The sequence below is a fragment of the Kitasatospora sp. NPDC093806 genome (genome assembly GCF_040683335.1).
GTDB lineage: Bacteria > Actinomycetota > Actinomycetes > Streptomycetales > Streptomycetaceae > Kitasatospora.
In genome coordinates, this window is sequence record NZ_JBFBDO010000138.1 from 1 (window position 1) to 17415 (window position 17415).

Annotated in this window: 11 protein-coding genes and 1 pseudogene; 9 read left to right on the plus strand and 3 right to left on the minus strand. The window is 73.7% G+C overall.

Annotation, left to right across the window (positions count from 1 at the left end):
• Nucleotides 1-282 precede the first annotated feature (282 nt).
• Entirely contained in the window at nt 283-609 is a 327-nt protein-coding gene (locus AB0N76_RS35870; RefSeq protein ID WP_363564606.1) for a hypothetical protein, read from the minus strand.
• Nucleotides 610-824: 215 nt separating this feature from the next.
• Between AB0N76_RS35870 and AB0N76_RS35875 the strand changes: the two genes are divergently transcribed.
• The 8 genes from AB0N76_RS35875 (at nt 825) to AB0N76_RS35910 (ending at nt 9294) form a co-directional block, all read left to right on the plus strand.
• The gene (locus tag AB0N76_RS35875) at nt 825-1775 is read left to right on the plus strand and encodes an STM4015 family protein (RefSeq protein WP_363564608.1); all 951 of its coding nucleotides are present in this window, start codon (nt 825-827) and stop codon (nt 1773-1775) included.
• 93 nt (nt 1776-1868) lie between these two features.
• Nucleotides 1869-2777, plus strand: coding sequence for an STM4015 family protein (locus AB0N76_RS35880; RefSeq protein WP_363564622.1), 909 nt, complete (start codon nt 1869-1871; stop codon nt 2775-2777).
• Nucleotides 2778-2787: 10 nt separating this feature from the next.
• On the plus strand, nt 2788-4077 hold the full coding sequence (locus AB0N76_RS35885; protein WP_363564610.1) for an STM4014 family protein: 1290 nt from the start codon (nt 2788-2790) through the stop codon (nt 4075-4077).
• Nucleotides 4078-4112: 35 nt separating this feature from the next.
• Entirely contained in the window at nt 4113-4970 is an 858-nt protein-coding gene (locus AB0N76_RS35890; RefSeq protein ID WP_363564624.1) for an STM4013/SEN3800 family hydrolase, read from the plus strand.
• Complete coding sequence (locus AB0N76_RS35895; RefSeq protein WP_363564612.1) at nt 4967-6340, plus strand: STM4012 family radical SAM protein; 1374 nt, start codon at nt 4967-4969, stop codon at nt 6338-6340. The genes AB0N76_RS35890 and AB0N76_RS35895 overlap by 4 nt, the downstream gene beginning before the upstream one ends.
• Before the next feature lie 11 nt (nt 6341-6351).
• Entirely contained in the window at nt 6352-7269 is a 918-nt protein-coding gene (locus tag AB0N76_RS35900) for an STM4011 family radical SAM protein (RefSeq protein WP_363564614.1), read from the plus strand.
• A 304-nt stretch (nt 7270-7573) separates the two neighbouring features.
• Nucleotides 7574-8689 carry a methyltransferase gene (locus AB0N76_RS35905; RefSeq protein ID WP_363564626.1) on the plus strand — a complete coding sequence of 372 codons (1116 nt, stop codon included), beginning with the start codon at nt 7574-7576 and terminating at the stop codon, nt 8687-8689.
• A gap of 221 nt (nt 8690-8910) precedes the next feature.
• Nucleotides 8911-9294, plus strand: coding sequence for a VOC family protein (locus AB0N76_RS35910; protein WP_363564616.1), 384 nt, complete (start codon nt 8911-8913; stop codon nt 9292-9294).
• A 63-nt stretch (nt 9295-9357) separates the two neighbouring features.
• Here AB0N76_RS35910 and AB0N76_RS35915 read toward each other — a convergent pair whose 3' ends face one another.
• Both AB0N76_RS35915 and AB0N76_RS35920 read right to left on the minus strand, forming a co-directional pair.
• Nucleotides 9358-9813: a hypothetical protein gene (locus AB0N76_RS35915; protein ID WP_363564618.1), complete on the minus strand. Its 456-nt coding sequence runs from the start codon at nt 9811-9813 to the stop codon at nt 9358-9360.
• A 147-nt stretch (nt 9814-9960) separates the two neighbouring features.
• Entirely contained in the window at nt 9961-17298 is a 7338-nt protein-coding gene (locus AB0N76_RS35920) for a DNRLRE domain-containing protein (RefSeq protein WP_363564620.1), read from the minus strand.
• A 28-nt stretch (nt 17299-17326) separates the two neighbouring features.
• Here AB0N76_RS35920 and AB0N76_RS35925 point away from each other — a divergent pair.
• Nucleotides 17327-17415, plus strand: a pseudogene (locus tag AB0N76_RS35925) (ABC transporter permease); the annotation flags it as partial.

The following is a 17415-nucleotide window of genomic DNA, read 5'->3' on the forward strand; positions in this document are numbered from 1 at the left end:
CACGCGGTACGGGCCGCGTACCGGGCGGCGGGCCTGGCCGCCGCTCCCGCCCGCCAGCGGGCCGTCACCTCGGCGGGCCCGGTGGGCTCGGCCGCCCCGTGGTCCCGCGCCGCCTGTCCGGTCACCGTCGTCATCTCATGCTCCGTTCCCGCCCGGGCACCCGCCCGGCCGCGCCGCGGACGCCGCGCGCCCGCCCTCCGTCTGTCCTGCCGTCTGCCCTGTTGCCTGGCCCGCAGCCACCCTCGGCGGCACCCGGCCGCCCGACGCCGGGCCTGCCGGCCGTCAGTCGGCGACCATGCGCACCGCCCCCGGCACGTACTCGCGCTGGCGGACCACCCGGTACCAGCCCTTGGGCAGCGGGATCGCCGCGTGCTCCTCGTGCACCACCCGGCCGCCGTCCGGCAGGTGCAGCCACGCCGCGCCGAACAACCCCGGCTCGCGCCGCAGCTCGCCGGGCCCGACCACGGCGTGCGCGTGGCCGGTCACCTCGCCGAGGGCCAGCACCAGCCGCCCCCGCGCGTCCCGCGGCTGTGCGGCCAGCCCGGCCACCCGGCCCGGCACCGCCGTCTCCCCGACCGGCACCATCAGCACGTCTCCCTGACGGAACATCAACTCTCCCTCGCCGACTCGACGACACCTCGGATTCCCACGACCCGGACCATAGGGCAGGGGTCTGACAATGCGGCCCGCAGCGGGCCGGGCGGAGCTCCGGGGCCCCGCGGACCGGTGGGCAACGCGCCCGGGCGCCGCCCCGGACGCCGGATTGTCGGTGGCGGCTGGTAGACACTTGTTCGGCTCGCACAGACCCCCTTGAGGAGCAGCGCATGACGGTCAACAACCACATCGAGGCGTTCCACGGCCTGCCGGTCTTCGACTTCGTCGCGGCCGTCGACGAGGGCGTCGAGCTGCCGGACCCGGCCGCGGTGGCCTGGAAGATCGCCATCGAGTACGACGCGGCCAAGGGCTGGGTCGAGCGGTGGCAGGAGTTCCTCGACGCGGTCGACCCCGGCCGGGTCACCGCCGTGGTGATCGGCGAGTGGTCGGAGGACGGGCCGGACAGCTTCGCCGACCCGCTGGCCGCGATCCTCGGCGCGGCCGACCGCCTCACCGCGCTGCGCGGACTGTTCATCGGGGACATCACGTTCGAGGAGTGCGAGATGTCCTGGATCGAGATGGTCGACGTGACGCCGGTGCTGACCACCTTCCCACTGCTCACCGAGCTGGTCGTGCGCGGCTCCGGCGACGCGGCCGAGGGCGAGGGCGTCGGGCTCCAGCCCGTCCGGCACGAGCACCTGCGGGCGCTGCGCTTCGAGTCGGGCGGCCTGCCGGCGGCGGTGCCGCGCGCGGTCACGGCGAGCGAACTGCCCGCGCTGGAGCGGCTGGAGTTCTGGCTCGGGGTGGACAACTACGGCGGCGACACGACGCTCGACGACCTGGCGCCGTTCCTCGACGGCGCGCGGTTCCCGGCGCTGCGCCACCTCGGCCTGCAGAACAGCGAGCTCCAGGACGAGATCGCCGCCGCCGTCGCCCACGCGCCCGTCGTCGCCCGGCTGGACTCGCTGAACCTGTCGATGGGCGTGCTCACCGACCAGGGCGCCACGGCCCTGCTGGAGGGCCAGCCGCTCACCCACCTCAAGTCCCTCGACCTGCACCACCACTACCTCACCGACGCCCTCCAGGAGCGGCTGCGCCAGGCCCTGCCCGGAACGGCGATCGACCTCTCCGAGCCCGGCAAGCCCGACGACCAGTGGCGCTACGTCGCGGTCGCGGAGTAGGCGGGGCGACCCGACCCGCCACCAGCCGCCGACCACCCAGCCCAGGGGGACACCGTGACCATCCACCACCGCCACCGCAGGCAGTTCCACGCCCTGCCCGTCCTCGACTTCGCCACCGACGAGAACGGCGATCCATACCTCACCGACCTGCCCGACGCGGGTGCCGTCGCCTGGCGGCTGGCGGTGGAGTACGGCTCGGCGCGCGGCTTCGACGCGCTCTGGGCGGACTTCCTGACCGCCGTCGATCCCGGCGCGGTGCGCGCGCTGCTGATCGGCCCCTGGTGGGTCGACGACTACACCCCGGTGGAACGCGCGCTCGCCACGGTCGTCGCCGACGCCGGGCGGTTCCCCGCCCTGGAGGCACTGTACGTCGCCGACGTGACGTCCGAGAGCTGCGAGATCTCCTGGCTGCGGATGTCGGACCTCACCCCGGTGGTGACGGCGTTCCCGGGCCTGACCGAGCTGGTCGTGCGCGGCGGCGACGGCTTGCGGCTCGATCCGGTCCGGCACGACCGGCTGGTGACGCTGCGGTTCGAGTCCGGCGGGCTGCCGGCCGAGCTGGTGCGCGGGGTCGCCGCCGCCGAACTGCCCGCCCTGGAGAGCCTGGAGCTGTGGTTCGGCACCGACGAGTACGGCGGGGACGCGACGATCGGTGACGTGGCGCCGTTCCTCGACGGCACCCGACTGCCGGCGCTGCGCCACCTCGGCCTGCAGAACAGCGAGTTCCAGGACGAGATCGCCGCCGCGGTCGCCCACGCGCCGGTCGTCGCGCGGCTGGAGTCGCTGAGCCTGTCGATGGGTGTGCTGAGCGACGAGGGCGCGACCGCGCTGTTGGAGGGCCAGCCGCTGACCCACCTCAAGTCCCTCGACCTGCACCACCACTACCTCACCGACGCCCTCCAGGAGCGGCTGTGCCAGGCCCTGCCCGGCGTGGAACTCGACCTCTCCGAGGCCGAGGAGGACGAAGACGACGAGTGGCGCTACGTCGCGGTGGGCGAGTAGGGGGGTGACGATGCAGACGACCGGTCCGGACGGCTCGGTCCGCCCGACCGTCCCGGGCCACCCGGACGGTCCGACCGTCCCGAGCGGCCGGGCCGGCCGGGCAGCCCACCGGCTCCCGCCGTCCGGCCGGCTGACCGTGCTCGGCAATCCCGGCCACCGCCGGGTCACGCTGTTCGCGGCCGCCGCCCGGGCCGCCGGGCTGCCGGAGCCCGCCGTCCTGCCCTGGATCGACCTGCTGCGCGGCACCCACCGGCTGCCCGAGGGGGGCCTGCTGCGGATCGAGTCGCCGGGCGAGGACGAGGCGGTGGACGCGCTGCTGCGCGGCCCGGCGCTCGGCACGGGCTACGCGCCGACCAGGGTCGAGGGCGGCGCGGCCTGGTACGCCGGGGTGACGGCGGCACTGCGCGCCCTGGCCCGGACGCCCGGGGTCCGGCTGCTCGGCGATCCGGAGGAGATCGCCGTGATGTTCGACAAGCGGCGGGCGCACGCGCTGCTGTCGGCCGCCGGTGTGCCGGTCCCGCGCGCCCTGGCCGGCGGCACCGTCACCGGCTGGGAGGAGCTGCGCGCGCGGCTGGGCGAGGCCGGGCTGCGCCGGGTCTTCGTCAAACCGGCCCACGGCTCCTCCGCCTCGGGCGTGGTGGCGCTGGAGTTCGGGCCGCGCGGGCAGCTGCGGGCCACCACCTCGGTGGAGCTCACCGACGGCCGACTGTTCAACTCCCTGCGGGTCCGCCGCTACCAGGACGAGCGGCTGGTGGCGGAGCTGGTCGACCGGCTCGCCCCGGACGGGCTGCACGTCGAACAGTGGATCCCGAAGGCTTCCCAGGCGGGCCGCTCGGCCGATCTGCGGGTCGTCGTGGTCGCCGGGCGGGCCACCCATGTGGTGGTCAGGACCAGCGCCCAGCCGATGACCAACCTCCACCTCGGCGGTGCCCGGGGCAGCGTCGAGGCCGCCCGGGAGGCCGCCGGACGGGCCTGGCCGACCCTGCTGGAGACGGCGGAGCGGGCGGCCGACTGCTTCCCCGGCTCGCCGATGGTCGGCGTCGACGTGCTGCCGACCGCCGACTGGCGGCGGTCCCTGGTCGGCGAGGTCAACGCCTTCGGCGATCTGCTGCCCAAGCTCACCGGACTGCCGGGCGGCCCGGCCGAGGGCCTGGACACCTACGCGGCCCAGCTCGCCGCCCTCGGCGCGCCGCCCGCCCCCGGGCCCGGACAAGCACCCGCCCCCGAACAAACGCCCGCCACCGAACGGGCACCCACCTCCGAAGAACCGAACCACCCACGTACGGAACAGCCACGATGAACCACCGGACCAGCCCCTCCCCCGCCGACCCCGACATGAACGCCGTCGTGGGCAGCCACGACCTGCTCCTCGTCACCCTGGACACCCTGCGCTTCGACGTGGCCGAGGAGCTGGCCGCCGCCGGGCGGATCCCGAACCTGGCCGCCCACCTGCCCGGCGGGCGCTGGGAGCGGCGGCACTCGCCCGGCAGCTTCACCTACGCCGCCCACCAGGCGATCCTGGCCGGCTTCCTGCCGACCCCGGCGTCGCCGGGCGGGCCGCACCCGCGCTTGTTCGCCGCCCGGTTCGCCGGATCGGAGAGCACCGCGCCGCGCACCTGGGTGTTCGACGCCCCGGACCTACCGGGTGCGCTCGGCGCGGCCGGCTACCGGACGATCTGCATCGGCGGCGTCGGCTTCTTCAACAAGCAGGGCCCGCTGGGCTCGGTGCTGCCCGGCCTGTTCCAGGAGAGCCACTGGGCACCGGAGATGGGCGTCCCCTCCCCCACCTCCTTCGAGGCCCAGGTCGCCCGGGCCGAGCAGGTCGCCGCCGAGCAGCCACCCGACCGGCCGCTGTTCCTCTTCGTCAACGTCTCGGCGCTACACCAGCCGAACTGGTTCCACCTGCCCGGCGCCACCCGCGAGCACGGCGACAGCCGGGCCAGCCACGCCGCCGCGCTGGAGTACGTCGACGCCCACATCGGCCGGCTGTTCGCGGCGATGAGCGCGCGCCGGCCGTGCTTCGCGATCGTCTGCTCCGACCACGGCACGGCCTACGGGGAGGACGGCTACACCGGCCACCGGATCGGCCACGAGGTGGTCTGGACGGTGCCGTACGCCCACTTCACGCTCCCCGCGACGCTCTCCCCGAGCACCAACCCGCCCGTGCCGCCCTCCGCCGAGGAGACCGCATGACCACCGTCCAGGCCCCGACCGCGGCTCCCGTCCAGGCCGCACCCGACTCCCCCTACCAGTCCTACGTCTACGCGTACCCGCACAAGACGGCGTACCGCGAGCTGTCGGACCGCCCCGCGCTGCGGGAGCTGTGGGCGGGCGAGCCGCAGCACGCGCTCTCGCTCTACCTGCACATCCCGTTCTGCGAGGTGCGCTGCGGCTTCTGCAACCTGTTCACCCGGATCGGCGGGCCGGACGGCCTGACCACCGCCTACCTGGACGCCCTCGACCGGCAGGCCACCGCCGTGCGTGCCGCCCTGGACGAGGGCGCCCGGTTCGCGCTGGCCGCGTTCGGCGGCGGCACGCCGACCTACCTGAGCGCAGCCGAGCTGGAGCGGCTGTGCGACATCGCCGAGCACCGGATGGGCGCCGACCTGCGGGCGGTGCCGCTGTCCGTCGAGGCCTCCCCCGCCACCGCCACCGCCGACCGCCTCGCGGTGCTCGCCGAGCGGGGCACCACCCGGCTGAGCCTGGGCGTGCAGTCCTTCGTCGACGCGGAGGCCCGCTCGGCGGTCCGGCCGCAGAAGCGCGCCGACGTCGAGGCCGCGCTGGGCCGGATCCGCGACGCCGGGTTCCCGGTCCTCAACATCGACCTCATCTACGGCATCGACGGGCAGACCGAGACCAGCTGGCTCCACTCGCTGGACGCCGCGCTCGCCTGGCAGCCCGAGGAGCTGTACCTCTACCCGCTCTACGTCCGCCCGCTGACCGGGCTGGCCCGGCGCGGCGAGGCGGAGAGCCCGGCCCAGTGGGACGCCCGGCGGCTCGCGCTCTACCGGGCCGGCCGCGACCACCTGCTCGCCCACGGCTACCAGCAGGTCTCGATGCGGATGTTCCGCCGCGCGGCCTCCCCGCAGGCGGGCGCGAGCGAGTACGCCTGCCAGACCGACGGCATGGTCGGACTCGGCTGCGGGGCCCGGTCCTACACCTCCCGGCTGCACTACTCCTTCGACTACGCGGTCGACGCCACCGAGGTGCGCCGGATCATCGACGACTACGTGGCCACGGCGGCCTTCGACCACGCCGTCGTCGGCCGGGAGATGACCCCGGAGGAGTCCCGACGGCGGCACCTGCTCCAGTCGCTGCTCCAGGCCGACGGGCTGGCGGTCGCCGAGTACCGGGCCCGTTTCGGCAGCACGCCGGCCGAGGACTTCCCGGCCGAGCTGGCGGCCTTCGCGGCACGCGGCTGGCTCGACCTCGCCGACGACGCGAACGCCGGTGTCGACCGGGTGCGGCTCTCCGCCGAGGGCCTGGCGCACTCGGACGCGGTCGGCCCGGCGCTGTTCTCGCCCGAGGTCCGCACGCTGATGGCGGAGTACGAGGCGAAATGACCTTCCTCGGCATGCCCGCGTCCGTCCCCGTGCCCGCACCCAGCTCCGGACCGGCCGCGGCCGCTCCCGGACCGGCCCTCGACCTCACCCTGCTCTACCGGGGTCCGCTGGCCTCCTGCGACTACGACTGCCCGTACTGCCCGTTCGCCAAGCGCCGTGACACGCCCGAACAACTGCGCGCCGACCGCGCCGCCTTGGAGCGCTTCACCGCCTGGGCGGCCGGCCGGGCCGGCACCGGCGACACCCTCTCGGTGCTGTTCACGCCCTGGGGCGAGGGGCTGGTGCGCTCCTGGTACCGGCGGGCACTGGTCGAGCTGAGCCGGCTGCCGCACGTGCGGCGGGTCGCGATCCAGACCAACCTCAGCTGCCGCACCGACTGGCTGGCCGAGGCGGACCTCGCCTCCCTCGCGCTCTGGGTCACCTACCACCCCGGCCAGGTCACCGAGGAGCGCTTCCTCGCCAAGTGCCGCGAACTCGACGCCCTGGGCGTGCGGTACAGCGTCGGCGTGGTCGGCCAGCCCGAGCACCTGACGGCGGCCCGGCGGCTGCGCGCCGAGCTGTCCCCGGCCGTCTACCTCTGGATCAACGCCGCCGAGGGCCGCCACTACACCGACGCCGAGGCCGCCGACTGGGCCGCCCTCGACCCGCACTTCGGCTACAGCCGGCACGCCCACCCCAGCGCCGGGCGCCCCTGCCGCACCGGCGAGTCCGTCCTCTCGGTGGACGGCGACGGCACCGTCCGCCGCTGCCACTTCGTCCGCGAGGAGCTCGGCAACCTCTACGACGGCTCCTACCGGGCCCGGCTCGCCCCGCGCGGCTGCCCGCTCCCGGTCTGCGACTGCCACATCGGCTACGTGCACCTGGAGACCCTGCCGCTCTATGACGTCTTCGCGGACGGCGTCCTGGAGCGGATCCCGCAAAGGTGGTGACGATCCGTCAGCAATTAATTCGCTTGCGGAACGACCACTCAACGTGACACTGTCGCCACAACCACTCAGGAAGGGGCTTCCCATGACAGGCTGCGCGGTGCCGGGCATGGTGCTCGGCGACTCCTCGGTCCGCACGTCGACGACCGGGGAGCCTCACCGCATCTGACGACCCACCCACCACTGCTCCCCTCCTCGTCGGCGTGTTCTTCGTGCCCATCCGCACGTTCAACCACGAGGAGTCCCGGTGCCCGACACCACCACCCCCGACACCACCCACGCCACCACCGCCCCCAACACCACCACCCTGCCCGCCCGTTGGCACAGCGAGAACGGCACGCCGCCGCCCGACCGGGTCGTCCTCGCCGACGACCGGATGCGTGCCGACGCCGCCCACCGCCTGGCCGTCGACGGGGCCGCTCTCCTCTGGCGGGGCGACTACCACGGCGCCCGCCAGCTGCTCGCCGCCCTCGCCCGCCGGACCGGGCGGCGCAGGGCACACCGACGGCCCGCGACCACCCCGGCCCAGGCGTTCCTGGAGCACCGGCGGGAGCGCGCCAGGACCGCTCGCGTCCTCGGGCGGCTCGTGGTGCCGCTGGAGGCGGACCACGCGCTGCGCCTGCGCCGGGCGCCCGACGTCCGGCGCGCCTGTCAGGAGGCGTACGGCCCGCCGGACGGGCCCCGGGTGGTCGCCCTGCGCGAGCTGCTCGGCGTCATCGGCGCGCAGCAGTGGCGCGAGCGAGGGGTGGAGGTCCCCGCGCTCGGCGGGCGCGTCCACCCGCACTACGGCGTCTTCGCGCCCGTCCGCGGCGAGTACGTGGACCTGGTCGCCCGGGCGCCGCTGCCCGGGCCCGCGGGCGGACCCGGCGGCATCGCGTTCGACCTCGGGACGGGGACCGGGGTGCTGGCGGCCGTGCTGGCGCGGCGCGGGGTCGGGCGGGTGCAGGTCACCGACGCCAACCCGCGTGCCCTCGACTGCGCCCGTGACAACGCCGTCCGGCTCGGCCTGGCCGATCGCCTCCTCCCGGCCGGCACCGGGCTCTACCCACCGGGTGGCGGGCGGGCCGGCCTGGTGGTCTGCAATCCGCCGTGGCTGCCCGCCTCGCCCGGTTCCGCCCTCGAACAGGGCGTCTACGACCCCGGCGGCCGGATGCTGCGCGGGTTCCTGGAGGGGCTGGCGGAGCGTCTCACCCCCGGCGGCGAGGGCTGGCTGGTGCTGTCCGACCTCGCCGAGCACCTGGGTCTGCGGTCCCGCGCCGAGCTGCACGGGGCCATCGCCGCCGCGGGCCTGCACGTCCTCGACCGGCTCGACACCCGTCCGCGCCACCGGAAGGCGCTCGACGCGGCCCGGGCCTCCGGCGATCCGCTCCGCGCGGCCCGCGCCGCCGAGGTCACCTCGCTCTGGCGGCTCGCCCCGCCGTGAGCGGTCAGAAGGAAGGGCCGGGCACAGGCGGTCGGGCACAGGTGGCCGGGCACGGGCGGCCAGGCGTGAGCGATCGGGCACGAGCGGTCAGGCACAGCCGGGAAGGCGTGACCGCCCGCCACCCGCCGGGCACGCTCCGGGGCCGGGTCGCCGGTGCTCGTGAGCTGCCGGGCGGCGGCGGTCCGGCGTCCCTAGTCTGGAGGTATGAGGAGGCGATCAGCATGCTTGGAGACGCACCCCTGGTGGCCATCATCCCGGCCGCCGACCTGGCGCGGGCCAAGGCCTACTACACCGACGTCCTCGGCCTGAAGCTCACCGAGAGCAGCCCGCAGGGCGACCTGAGCTTCGAGTGCGGAGGCACGGAGTTCGGCATCTACGAGACACCCAGCGGCGGGCAGGCCGCGCACACCCTGGCCAGTTGGAAGGTGACCGACCTCGACGCGGAGATGGCCGCGCTGCGCGCCAAGGGCGTCGCGTTCGAGGACTACGACCTACCGGGCCTGAAGACCGTCGACGGCGTCGTCGAGGCCGACGGCATGCGGGCGGCCTGGTTCAAGGACAGTGAGGGCAACATCCTCTGTCTGAACGAGCGGACTTCCGGATAACGACACGGATAGCGGCGCCCACCGCGGAGTGCCCGGCCGGGAGGTCCCGGCCGAGCACTCGGCTCAACGCCCTGCCGCGACGTCCCGCAGCCGGCGGATCTCGGGGTTGCGGCGCAGCTCGGGGAACTTCGTGCCCAGGCCGGTCAGCACCGTGCCGAGGAAGGCCCGGGCCGCCTCGGCGAACTCGGTGTACGCCACCGTCCCCGCCGGCCCCCGCTCCAGGCGGATCCGGACGGTGTCGCCCCGCCGTTCGAAGAGGTACTCGCCCGCGCCCTCGGCGGCCGAGTAGCGGGTGCGCCTGGCCTCGGCCAGCTCCCGGGCCGCGATGGACAGCCCGAGCGCGAGGTCCAGGACCGGACCGGTGCCGCTGAAGTCGGCGCCCTCGATCCGGAAGGTGTACGGACCCCAGAACGCCTCGTACGTGAGGTCGTAGAGGTCGGCCGTCGCGAAATCCATGGTCCCGCGCGGGCCCCGGTCGGCACCGCCGGTATCGGCGGCGGAGAAGGACAGTTCGATCATGATGCTCGAAGTCTCGCAGATTCCGGTGATACGGCGGATCGCCGGGGGCTGACGGTGCAGCCCCCGGCGATCCGGTTCATGTCGGCTCAGAAGAACTGATCGGCTCAGAAGAACTGATCGACCCAGAAGAACTGGAAGAACTGATCGTCAGTACGGGTGCGCCGTCCTGGCCGTCCGTCGGCCCTTGTGGTTCTTCACGACCACGCGCAGCCGCGTCGTGTGCCGGCCGTTGCCGTCCCGGCCGACGATCCGGCCGAAGTCGTACTCGTAGATCCGGCCGTCGCGGCCGCCGGTGTTGGCCCGGCTCTTGCCCTTCTTGATCGTGGTGTGGATGAGGTACTTGACCTCCTTGACGTTCCGCGAGCGGAACCGGCTCTTGCCGGCCACCCGGCTCTTCGCCCCGTGCCCGCCGAGGATGTGCGGCAGGTCGATCCGGCACGCGTTCTTGTTGTGCGCGACGACCCAGTCGTCACCCACCCGGACGCTGTAGGTGTGCTGGTCGCCGATGGTGAGGTTGACGACCAGCTGGTCGGCGAGCTCGCCCAGGTCGGTGACCTTGGTGACGGCGATCGGGGTGCCGGCCGGTGTCACCAGGGAGTCGCCGACGCGCACCTGGGCGGCGTCGGTCCAGCCCTTGCCGCTCACCCAGACCGGGTGCTCGGCGGTGACCCGCAGCGGGGCCGCGTCGTCGGCGAACGCCGCACCGGAGGCGGTCTCGATGTCGACCAGGTGCTTGGTGCCGTAGCCGTAGATGACGTCGAGCACCGGCTCCGGCCGGGTCTGCCCGGTCGCCGGGTCGGTGGAGAGCACCAGGTCGCCGACCTGGACCTCACCGATCGGCAGCTGCCCGCCGTCGCCCATCAGCACCGGGGTGCTCGGGTCGAAGGAGTTGCAGCCGGTCCGGCGGAACACCGAGCGGACCCGGGAGGCGGCCCGGTGGACGCGGGAGGCGCCGCGGGAGTAGCGGGCCGCGGCGAAGCCGGCGCGGACCGCCGTGTTGCCGCCGACCAGGCCGGCCGCCGCGGTGATGCTCATCTCGGCGGCCTTGCGCCAGTTGCCGGTCGCCGCGTAGGAGACGGCGGAGATGGCGGCGGCGGCCGAGCCGATCGGACCGGGGATGTACGAGGCGACCTCGGAGACCTTGGCCACCACGTGCACGGTCTTCTTCAGCCACTTGGGCATGCCCCAGTGGCCGTCGAGGTCGGTGCAGTTGACCGGGTCGCCGGTGCAGTAGTCGTACGGGCTGGCGTTGCCGCCCGGCTCCGGGTCGACCTGGAGGAAGCGGCCGAGGGCCGGGCTGTAGAGGCGGGCACCCATCAGGATGTCGCCGTCCTGGGCCTCGGCAGAGCGCTGCTTGCCGCCGAGCCAGCCGTAGCGAACAGCCCCCTGCCCGTCCTGCGGGATGCCGAACTCGTCGAAGTCCAGCACCACCGGCTTGGTGAGGGCCGGGTCGGTGGTGAGCACGACGGACCCGAACAGGTCGGTCAGCTGGAGCTGGACGTCACCGGTCTTGCTCGTGGTCGCCACCAGGTCGGCGTCCGGACCCGAGACGTTGCGGGTCAGGGTGCCCTGGGTGGTGTCCTCGACGGTCCAGCGGACCTCGTCGGAGTCGTCACCGTAGTGGTTCAGCTTCGAGGTGGCGTTGGCCCACGACCCGTCGGCCTGCCGCTTCGCCGTGGTGAACGCGGTGGGGCGGTGGGCGGCGTCCTGGGCCCACTGCTGCTTGGTGTCCCCCTTCTCCTGGGCGGCGACCTTGTCGTTGGCCCAGTAGGTGTTGGTGGCGCCGGTGGCGGTCTTCACGGTGCGCCCGAAGGCGTCGTAGCCGAAGCCCGGGTCGGTCAGGCGGTCGGCGCTGTCGTAGGTGTGGTTCTCGACAACGGCCCCGGTGGTGCCGCAGGCGCCGTCGAGGGCCGAGGGCAGGGTGGTCTTCGAGAGCCGGTTGGAGTGGGTGTCGAAGGCGTACTGCCGGGTGACGCAGCCGGTCGTGGTGGTCGACTGGCGGGCCTGCACCAGCCGGCCGAGCCGGTCGTACTGGTAGGAGCGGGTGGCGGTGGAGCTGGTGTCCTTGGCCACCTGGCCCTGGGTGGAGACCTCGCTGGTCTGGGCCCAGACCACGGCGTTGTCGGAGGTGCGGGTGTAGGTGCGGCCGGTGGCCTCGCCGACCGCGTTGAAGCTGTCCTTGCGGACGATGCCGCCGGGGTAGCTCTGCTCGACCAGCTGGCCGTCGGGACCGTACGTGGCGGTGAACTCGCCGGCCACGCTGTCGTTGATCGAGGTGACCAGTCCGCGCGGCTCCTTCGCGCGGTCGTAGGTGTAGGTGGTGGATCCGGTCGGGTCGCTGACCTTGACCGGCTTGCCGAACCTGTCGAACTCCGTGGTGGTCGTCCCACCGTCGGCGTCCGTGTAGGAGATCAGCCGGCCGAGCGCGTCCATGACGCGCACCAGCGACTTGCCGTCGGCCGTGGTCCGCACCGCGTCACCCGTCGCCGGGTCGTACTCGGTGGTGACCTTCGGCATCGCCACGCCCTCGTCCGAGGTGATCTCGGTCGAGGTGATCCGGTCGGCGCCGTCGTACGTGACGACGGTCTTCCGCGACTTGCCCGCGTTGGTCTCGGTGGTCTCCTCGGGCTCGCCGAACGGCGAGTACCGGGTGACCCGCTTGACCGGCAGGGTGGTCGGCATCCGGGTGCCGTCGGCGCCGGTGACCGCGCCGCCGGACAGGGTGGCGCACGGGCTGCCCGCCCACTCGGGACGGTTGCCGCACAGGGCGTCGTCCGGGTTGGCGCCGGCGGTGTAGAACACCGACTTCACCGTCCCGGCGTCGGTGCCGTCGGAGCCCGGCTTGCGGGACTCGACGGCGCGGCCCGCGGCGTCGTGCTTGACGGTCGCGGTCGGCTTGGCGCCGAGCGCGTCGGTGGTGACCGAGGTGGCCGCCTTCAGCGTCCAGCCGGAGGTGCCGCCGATCGGGGCGTCGTAGCCGGTCTTGGTGACGCGCAGCTCCACGTCGTCGGCGTAGCCGTCGATCCGGGCGCCGTCGGTGGCGGTGGTCACCAGGTGGTAGGCCTTGCCGTCGGGCTTGCCCTCGTCGTAGGTGTTGGTGTTGTGGTCCCGGGCGACGACCGGCGTGCCGGCGGCCAGGGTCGGGTTGAGCGTGGTCTTGGTCAGCGTGACGCGGTCCAGACCCGCCTGGTAGTAGGGCGCGATCGCGGCCGGGTTCTTCCCGGTGACGGTGAGCCGCAGCTCGTGGTCACCGCGGGCGAGCCGGGCGGTCGTCCCCGCCGCGAACGGGGTGCTGGTGACGGTGGCGTTGTAGCCGTCGAAGGTGCCGCCGACGTTCTGGCCGTCGATCGACAGCTGGACGACGCCGTAGTCGGGCGCCTTGGTCAGCAGCGCGCTGAGCTGGTACTCGCCCTCCTCGGGCACGGAGACCCGGAAGGAGGCGTTGTCCCCGACCTCGTTGGCGGCCAGGAACACCTGGCTGCCGCCGGACCAGCCGGCACCGGCGCAGCACTGGCCGAGGGTCTGGACCCGCAGCGGGTCGGTGGCCCCCAGCTGCACCAGGTTCTCGCCCTCGGCGGTGACCGAGGCGGCCGTGGTCTGGCCGTTGACCTGCTCCGCGAGCGAGGCGCGGTAGACCGGGCCGAGCGTCTCGACGACGTCGACGCCGTCGGCGGTGTAGACGGTGCGGGAGTCGAGCAGCCGGGCCCGGGACGCGGGGTCCTGGGGCAGGTTCAGCTCGGCCGCGAGGCGGTCGGCGTCCGGGTGGGTGCCGAGCGCGATGGCGCGGTTGGTGGCCTCCAGGGTGCGGACGGCGTGGCCGTAGCGGTCGTACTCGGTGGTGTCGATGTCACCGCCGGGGGTGGTGGACGGGGCGGCGACGTTGACCTGGTTGCCGGAGGCGTTCAGGTAGTGGACGATGGCCGGCTTGTAGCCGTCCGCACCGGGCTGGGCCGCGGTCGCGGTGTTCGCCCCCGGCTCGTCCTCGGGGCCGAAGACGGCGGTGGCGTCGGTCGGCGCGTCGGTCTGCGCCCACTTGGCCACGTCCGCGCCGCCCAGGTCGTACGGGCCGCCGGCGCCGCGGGTGAGCGGCACGTCGTAGACGACGGTGGTCGCGGTCTCGCCGCTGACCTGGTCCTTCGATCCCTGGGCCAGGGCCGCGCGGCGGACCTTCAGCAGGCGCCCCGGGTCCTGGTCGGCCGCGGCCTTGCCGTAGTCGAGGTTCCACGGCAGCTCACCGGCCGGGGTGATCTGGGTGACCCGGCCCGCGTCGTCGTAGCCGTACGTGGTCTTCAGCGGCTGGGTCAGGCGCGGGTCCCAGACCTGCGCCAGCCGGCCGCGCTCGTCGTACACGTAGTGCGCGACCTCGACGGCCTCCTGCTTGGCGGTGACCGGGTTCCACGACCAGACCTTCACGGACCGGATCCGGTCGGTGAAGTCGCCGGGGGTGCCGGCGGTCGCGGTGGTGGTGTTCGCGTAGTCGTAGTCGGTGACCTCGCAGCCGCGCGGCAGCGGGTCCACGGCGCAGCCGTTGGCGTCGTCGACGCCCGGCTCGACCGGGGCGATGACCCGCTTGACCAGCGAGCGCCGGTCGGTGGAGTCGTAGACGTAGCGGGCGGTGGACGCGGTGTCGGGGCCGGTGGACGACTGGACGCTGTACACGTCCGAGCCGGCCTGGCGGGCGAACACCGTCACGGAGCCGTCCAGTTCGGACAGCGTGTAGGTGTCGCCGGTGGCCTTCAGGACGAGGTGCTCGGCGCCCGGTTCCGGGGAGAGCGTGCCGTCCTGGGCCCGCGCGAAGGTGAGCGAGGTGTCGTCGACGCCCTTGAGGACGGCGGCGTCCGTGCTCGGGAAGGAGAGCGACACGTAGTCGGCCGACTCGCCCTGCGCCCCGCCGGCCCACTGCGGGCCGAACGGCGCGACCAGCTCGCGCACCGACATGTTGTCGAAGTAGACCGGCTTGTCGGCGTTGTCCGAGTGCCCGTTGTAGAGCCGGACCTGTGCCTCGGTGGCGTCCGCGGCGAGCGTGACGTCGGTGGTCAGCTCGGCCCAGGCGTCGGTGTACGGCGCCTTCCGGGAGACGGTGGTGGTGAGCGCCCCGGCCTTGCCGTGGACGACCACGATCCGCATGCCGCGGTCGTCGAGCCCGGCGGTCAGGCCGGTCGAGGACGGCACGTACACCCAGGCCTTGACCCGGTAGGTGCGGCCGGGCTTCATGCCGAGCTGCAGGCCGCCGGCGGCGCCGAGCAGCGCGTAGGTGTCGCCGTTCTTGACGCCGTCGGGGAGGACCTTCAGCGAGTCGGTCGAGCCGCCCTGGCCGCGGTCGGTGACCCGCAGCGCGGTGCCGGGGGTGGCCACGAAGCCGGTGGTGTCGGTGGACACCTGCTGCTGGTTGGCGGTCAGCCGCTCGCCCTGCTCCTGCCAGCCGCGGTCGGTGCCGCGGGAGGAGGCGGAGCGCTTGGTGGTCATGCCGAACTCGTCGGTGTCGGTGACGTCCACCGAGTAGTCACCGGTGAGCAGGTTGACCGAGCCGGGGCCGATCTCGGCGCCGGTGGCACCGTCGGCGTTGGCGTCGGCGGTGAAGGTGGACCAGGAGGTCGGGTACGCCGGGTCGGTGTCCTTGTCGGTGTAGAGCACCGCGCGGACCTGGACGACGCCGCCGATCCGGCCGAGCGACTCCAGCACCGACCAGTTGGCGTGGGTGCCGAGTTCGGCGAGCCGCGGCCTGGTGCCGGTGACCGGCGTGTTGTCGGCTTTGGTGAGGTGGGCCGCCGGGATGTCGTACTCGGTGGCGCCCGGGCCGCGGCGGTACTGCCAGGTGACCCGGGTGAACTGGGTCTGGGCGTCGACCGAGAGCTTGACGCGCTTGGCGGTCTCCGAGCCGTCCACCGGGGAGCTGACGCCGGCCTTGCCGACCCGGAAGGTGTAGGTCGCCGGGTCGGAGAGGTTGTCCGCCCGGTCCTTGGTCTGCACCTTGAGGGTGTGCGTGCCGTCGGCGGGCGGGGTGATCGACGCGGTGGTGGCACCGGTCGCGTCGACCGTCACCGGCGCCTTGCCGTCCAGGGTGTAGACGTAGCCGACCACGTCGTCGGTACCGGCCGGCGGGGTGAGGGTGAAGCGGCCGGCCTGGCCGGCGGCGCCGTGCCACGCCTCGTCGGCGGGGTAGTCGGCGGAGGTGACGAACGGTGCGCCGGGCCGGGTGGTGTCGGCGATGACGACGACATCCTGCGGGGCCCACGGCGAGTTGTCGGTGCCGTCCCAGAGCCGGGCGCCCATCGAGTACCGAACGCCCTCGTCGAGCTTGGCGATACCGAAGTCGGCCGGCTTCACCTGGGCGTAGCTGCCGTTCGGGACCTCCTTGTAGACGCGCTTGACGAAGACGCCGGCGCGGTAGAGGTCGAAGTCGGCGCCGACCTTGCCGCCGCTGTCCGGGTCACTGGCCAGGACCTGGAAGGTCGGGGTGGCCGAGGAGGTGTAGCGGGGGTTGCCCTGGCGGGCCGGGAACACGTCGACCGCCGGCGGCGCCGCGGGGATCGTGTTGTAGGTGACCGACAGGAACGGCGGGTGGCCGCCCTCGGAGGACTCGAACCGCTTCCACGAGTACGGGCTGGTCTCGGTGGAGGCGCGCAGGCCGAGGGCGTTGTTGGCGTAGCCGTTGTCGGACCAGGCGGTCACCAGCGAGGTGACGTCCTGGCTGACCCAGGCGTCGCCGCAGCCGGCGGCGTCGTTGCCCTTGGTGGCGTTGGTGACGGCCCACTGCTTGTTCCAGTTGGGCTGGTTGGTCCAGCGGCTGGCGGTGGACGCCAGGCCGGTGTCCCAGACCTCCCAGGACCAGGGCTCGCAGGACCACGAGTGGGTGTTGTAGAGGTTCAGCTTCGCCGCGAGGATGTGCTTGCCGTGGTACGGCCCCTCCGGGAAGTGCAGGAAGGAGCGGGCGACCTGGTTGCTGCCGTTGTTGCCCAGCTTCAGCTCGGTGGCGGAGGACTGGTCGGTGCCCCAGCCCTGCTGCACGAAGGTGTCGAAGGAGGCGCCGACGGTGAGCGCCGGGTCGATCGTCACCGGGTAGCTGGTGGCCGGGTCGGCGAGGAAGCCGGCGTCCGGGGTGAAGACCAGCTCGGCGTCGGCGCCGGAGCCGCGCAGCTCCATCGCGACCGGGGCCCGGCGGTTGTGCTCCAGCGACTGCGGGTCGACGGCGGCGTCCCACATCACGGGGGCGGGGATCTTCGCCTGGACCTTGCCGGACGGACGCTCGGTCAGCTCGATCGAGCCGTCGTCCTTGCGGTTCACGTCCAGGCCGCTGGTGTCGATCGGCAGGGTGACGGTGCCGGCCTGGGAGACGGCCGAGCGGTCCTTGACGATCAGGTACTGCTCGAAGCCGGTCCGGGTGGCCTCCAGGACCAGGTCCACGCCCGGGCGGGCGTCGACGTAGGTGGCCTTGCTGCCGTCGAGCTTGGGCTTGGGGAGGCGGCCGAGCCAGCCGAGCTGCACCTGCTGCTCGCCGGAGCCTATCTTGACCAGCTCGCGCTCGGCGGTGCTGGAGCGGACGGGTGAGATCGGCCTGCGCCGGGCGCTGGGCGCGCGGGGGCGGCACATCACCGGCCAGTT

Coding starts and splice junctions, on each gene's coding strand:
- AB0N76_RS35910 (WP_363564616.1), top strand. CDS start 8,911: ATGCTTGGAGACGCACCCCTGGTGGCCATCATCCCGGCCGCCGACCTG.
- AB0N76_RS35885 (WP_363564610.1), top strand. CDS start 2,788: ATGCAGACGACCGGTCCGGACGGCTCGGTCCGCCCGACCGTCCCGGGC.
- AB0N76_RS35875 (WP_363564608.1), top strand. CDS start 825: ATGACGGTCAACAACCACATCGAGGCGTTCCACGGCCTGCCGGTCTTC.
- AB0N76_RS35900 (WP_363564614.1), top strand. CDS start 6,352: ATGCCCGCGTCCGTCCCCGTGCCCGCACCCAGCTCCGGACCGGCCGCG.
- AB0N76_RS35895 (WP_363564612.1), top strand. CDS start 4,967: ATGACCACCGTCCAGGCCCCGACCGCGGCTCCCGTCCAGGCCGCACCC.
- AB0N76_RS35890 (WP_363564624.1), top strand. CDS start 4,113: ATGAACGCCGTCGTGGGCAGCCACGACCTGCTCCTCGTCACCCTGGAC.
- AB0N76_RS35870 (WP_363564606.1), bottom strand. CDS start 609: ATGTTCCGTCAGGGAGACGTGCTGATGGTGCCGGTCGGGGAGACGGCG.
- AB0N76_RS35915 (WP_363564618.1), bottom strand. CDS start 9,813: ATGATCGAACTGTCCTTCTCCGCCGCCGATACCGGCGGTGCCGACCGG.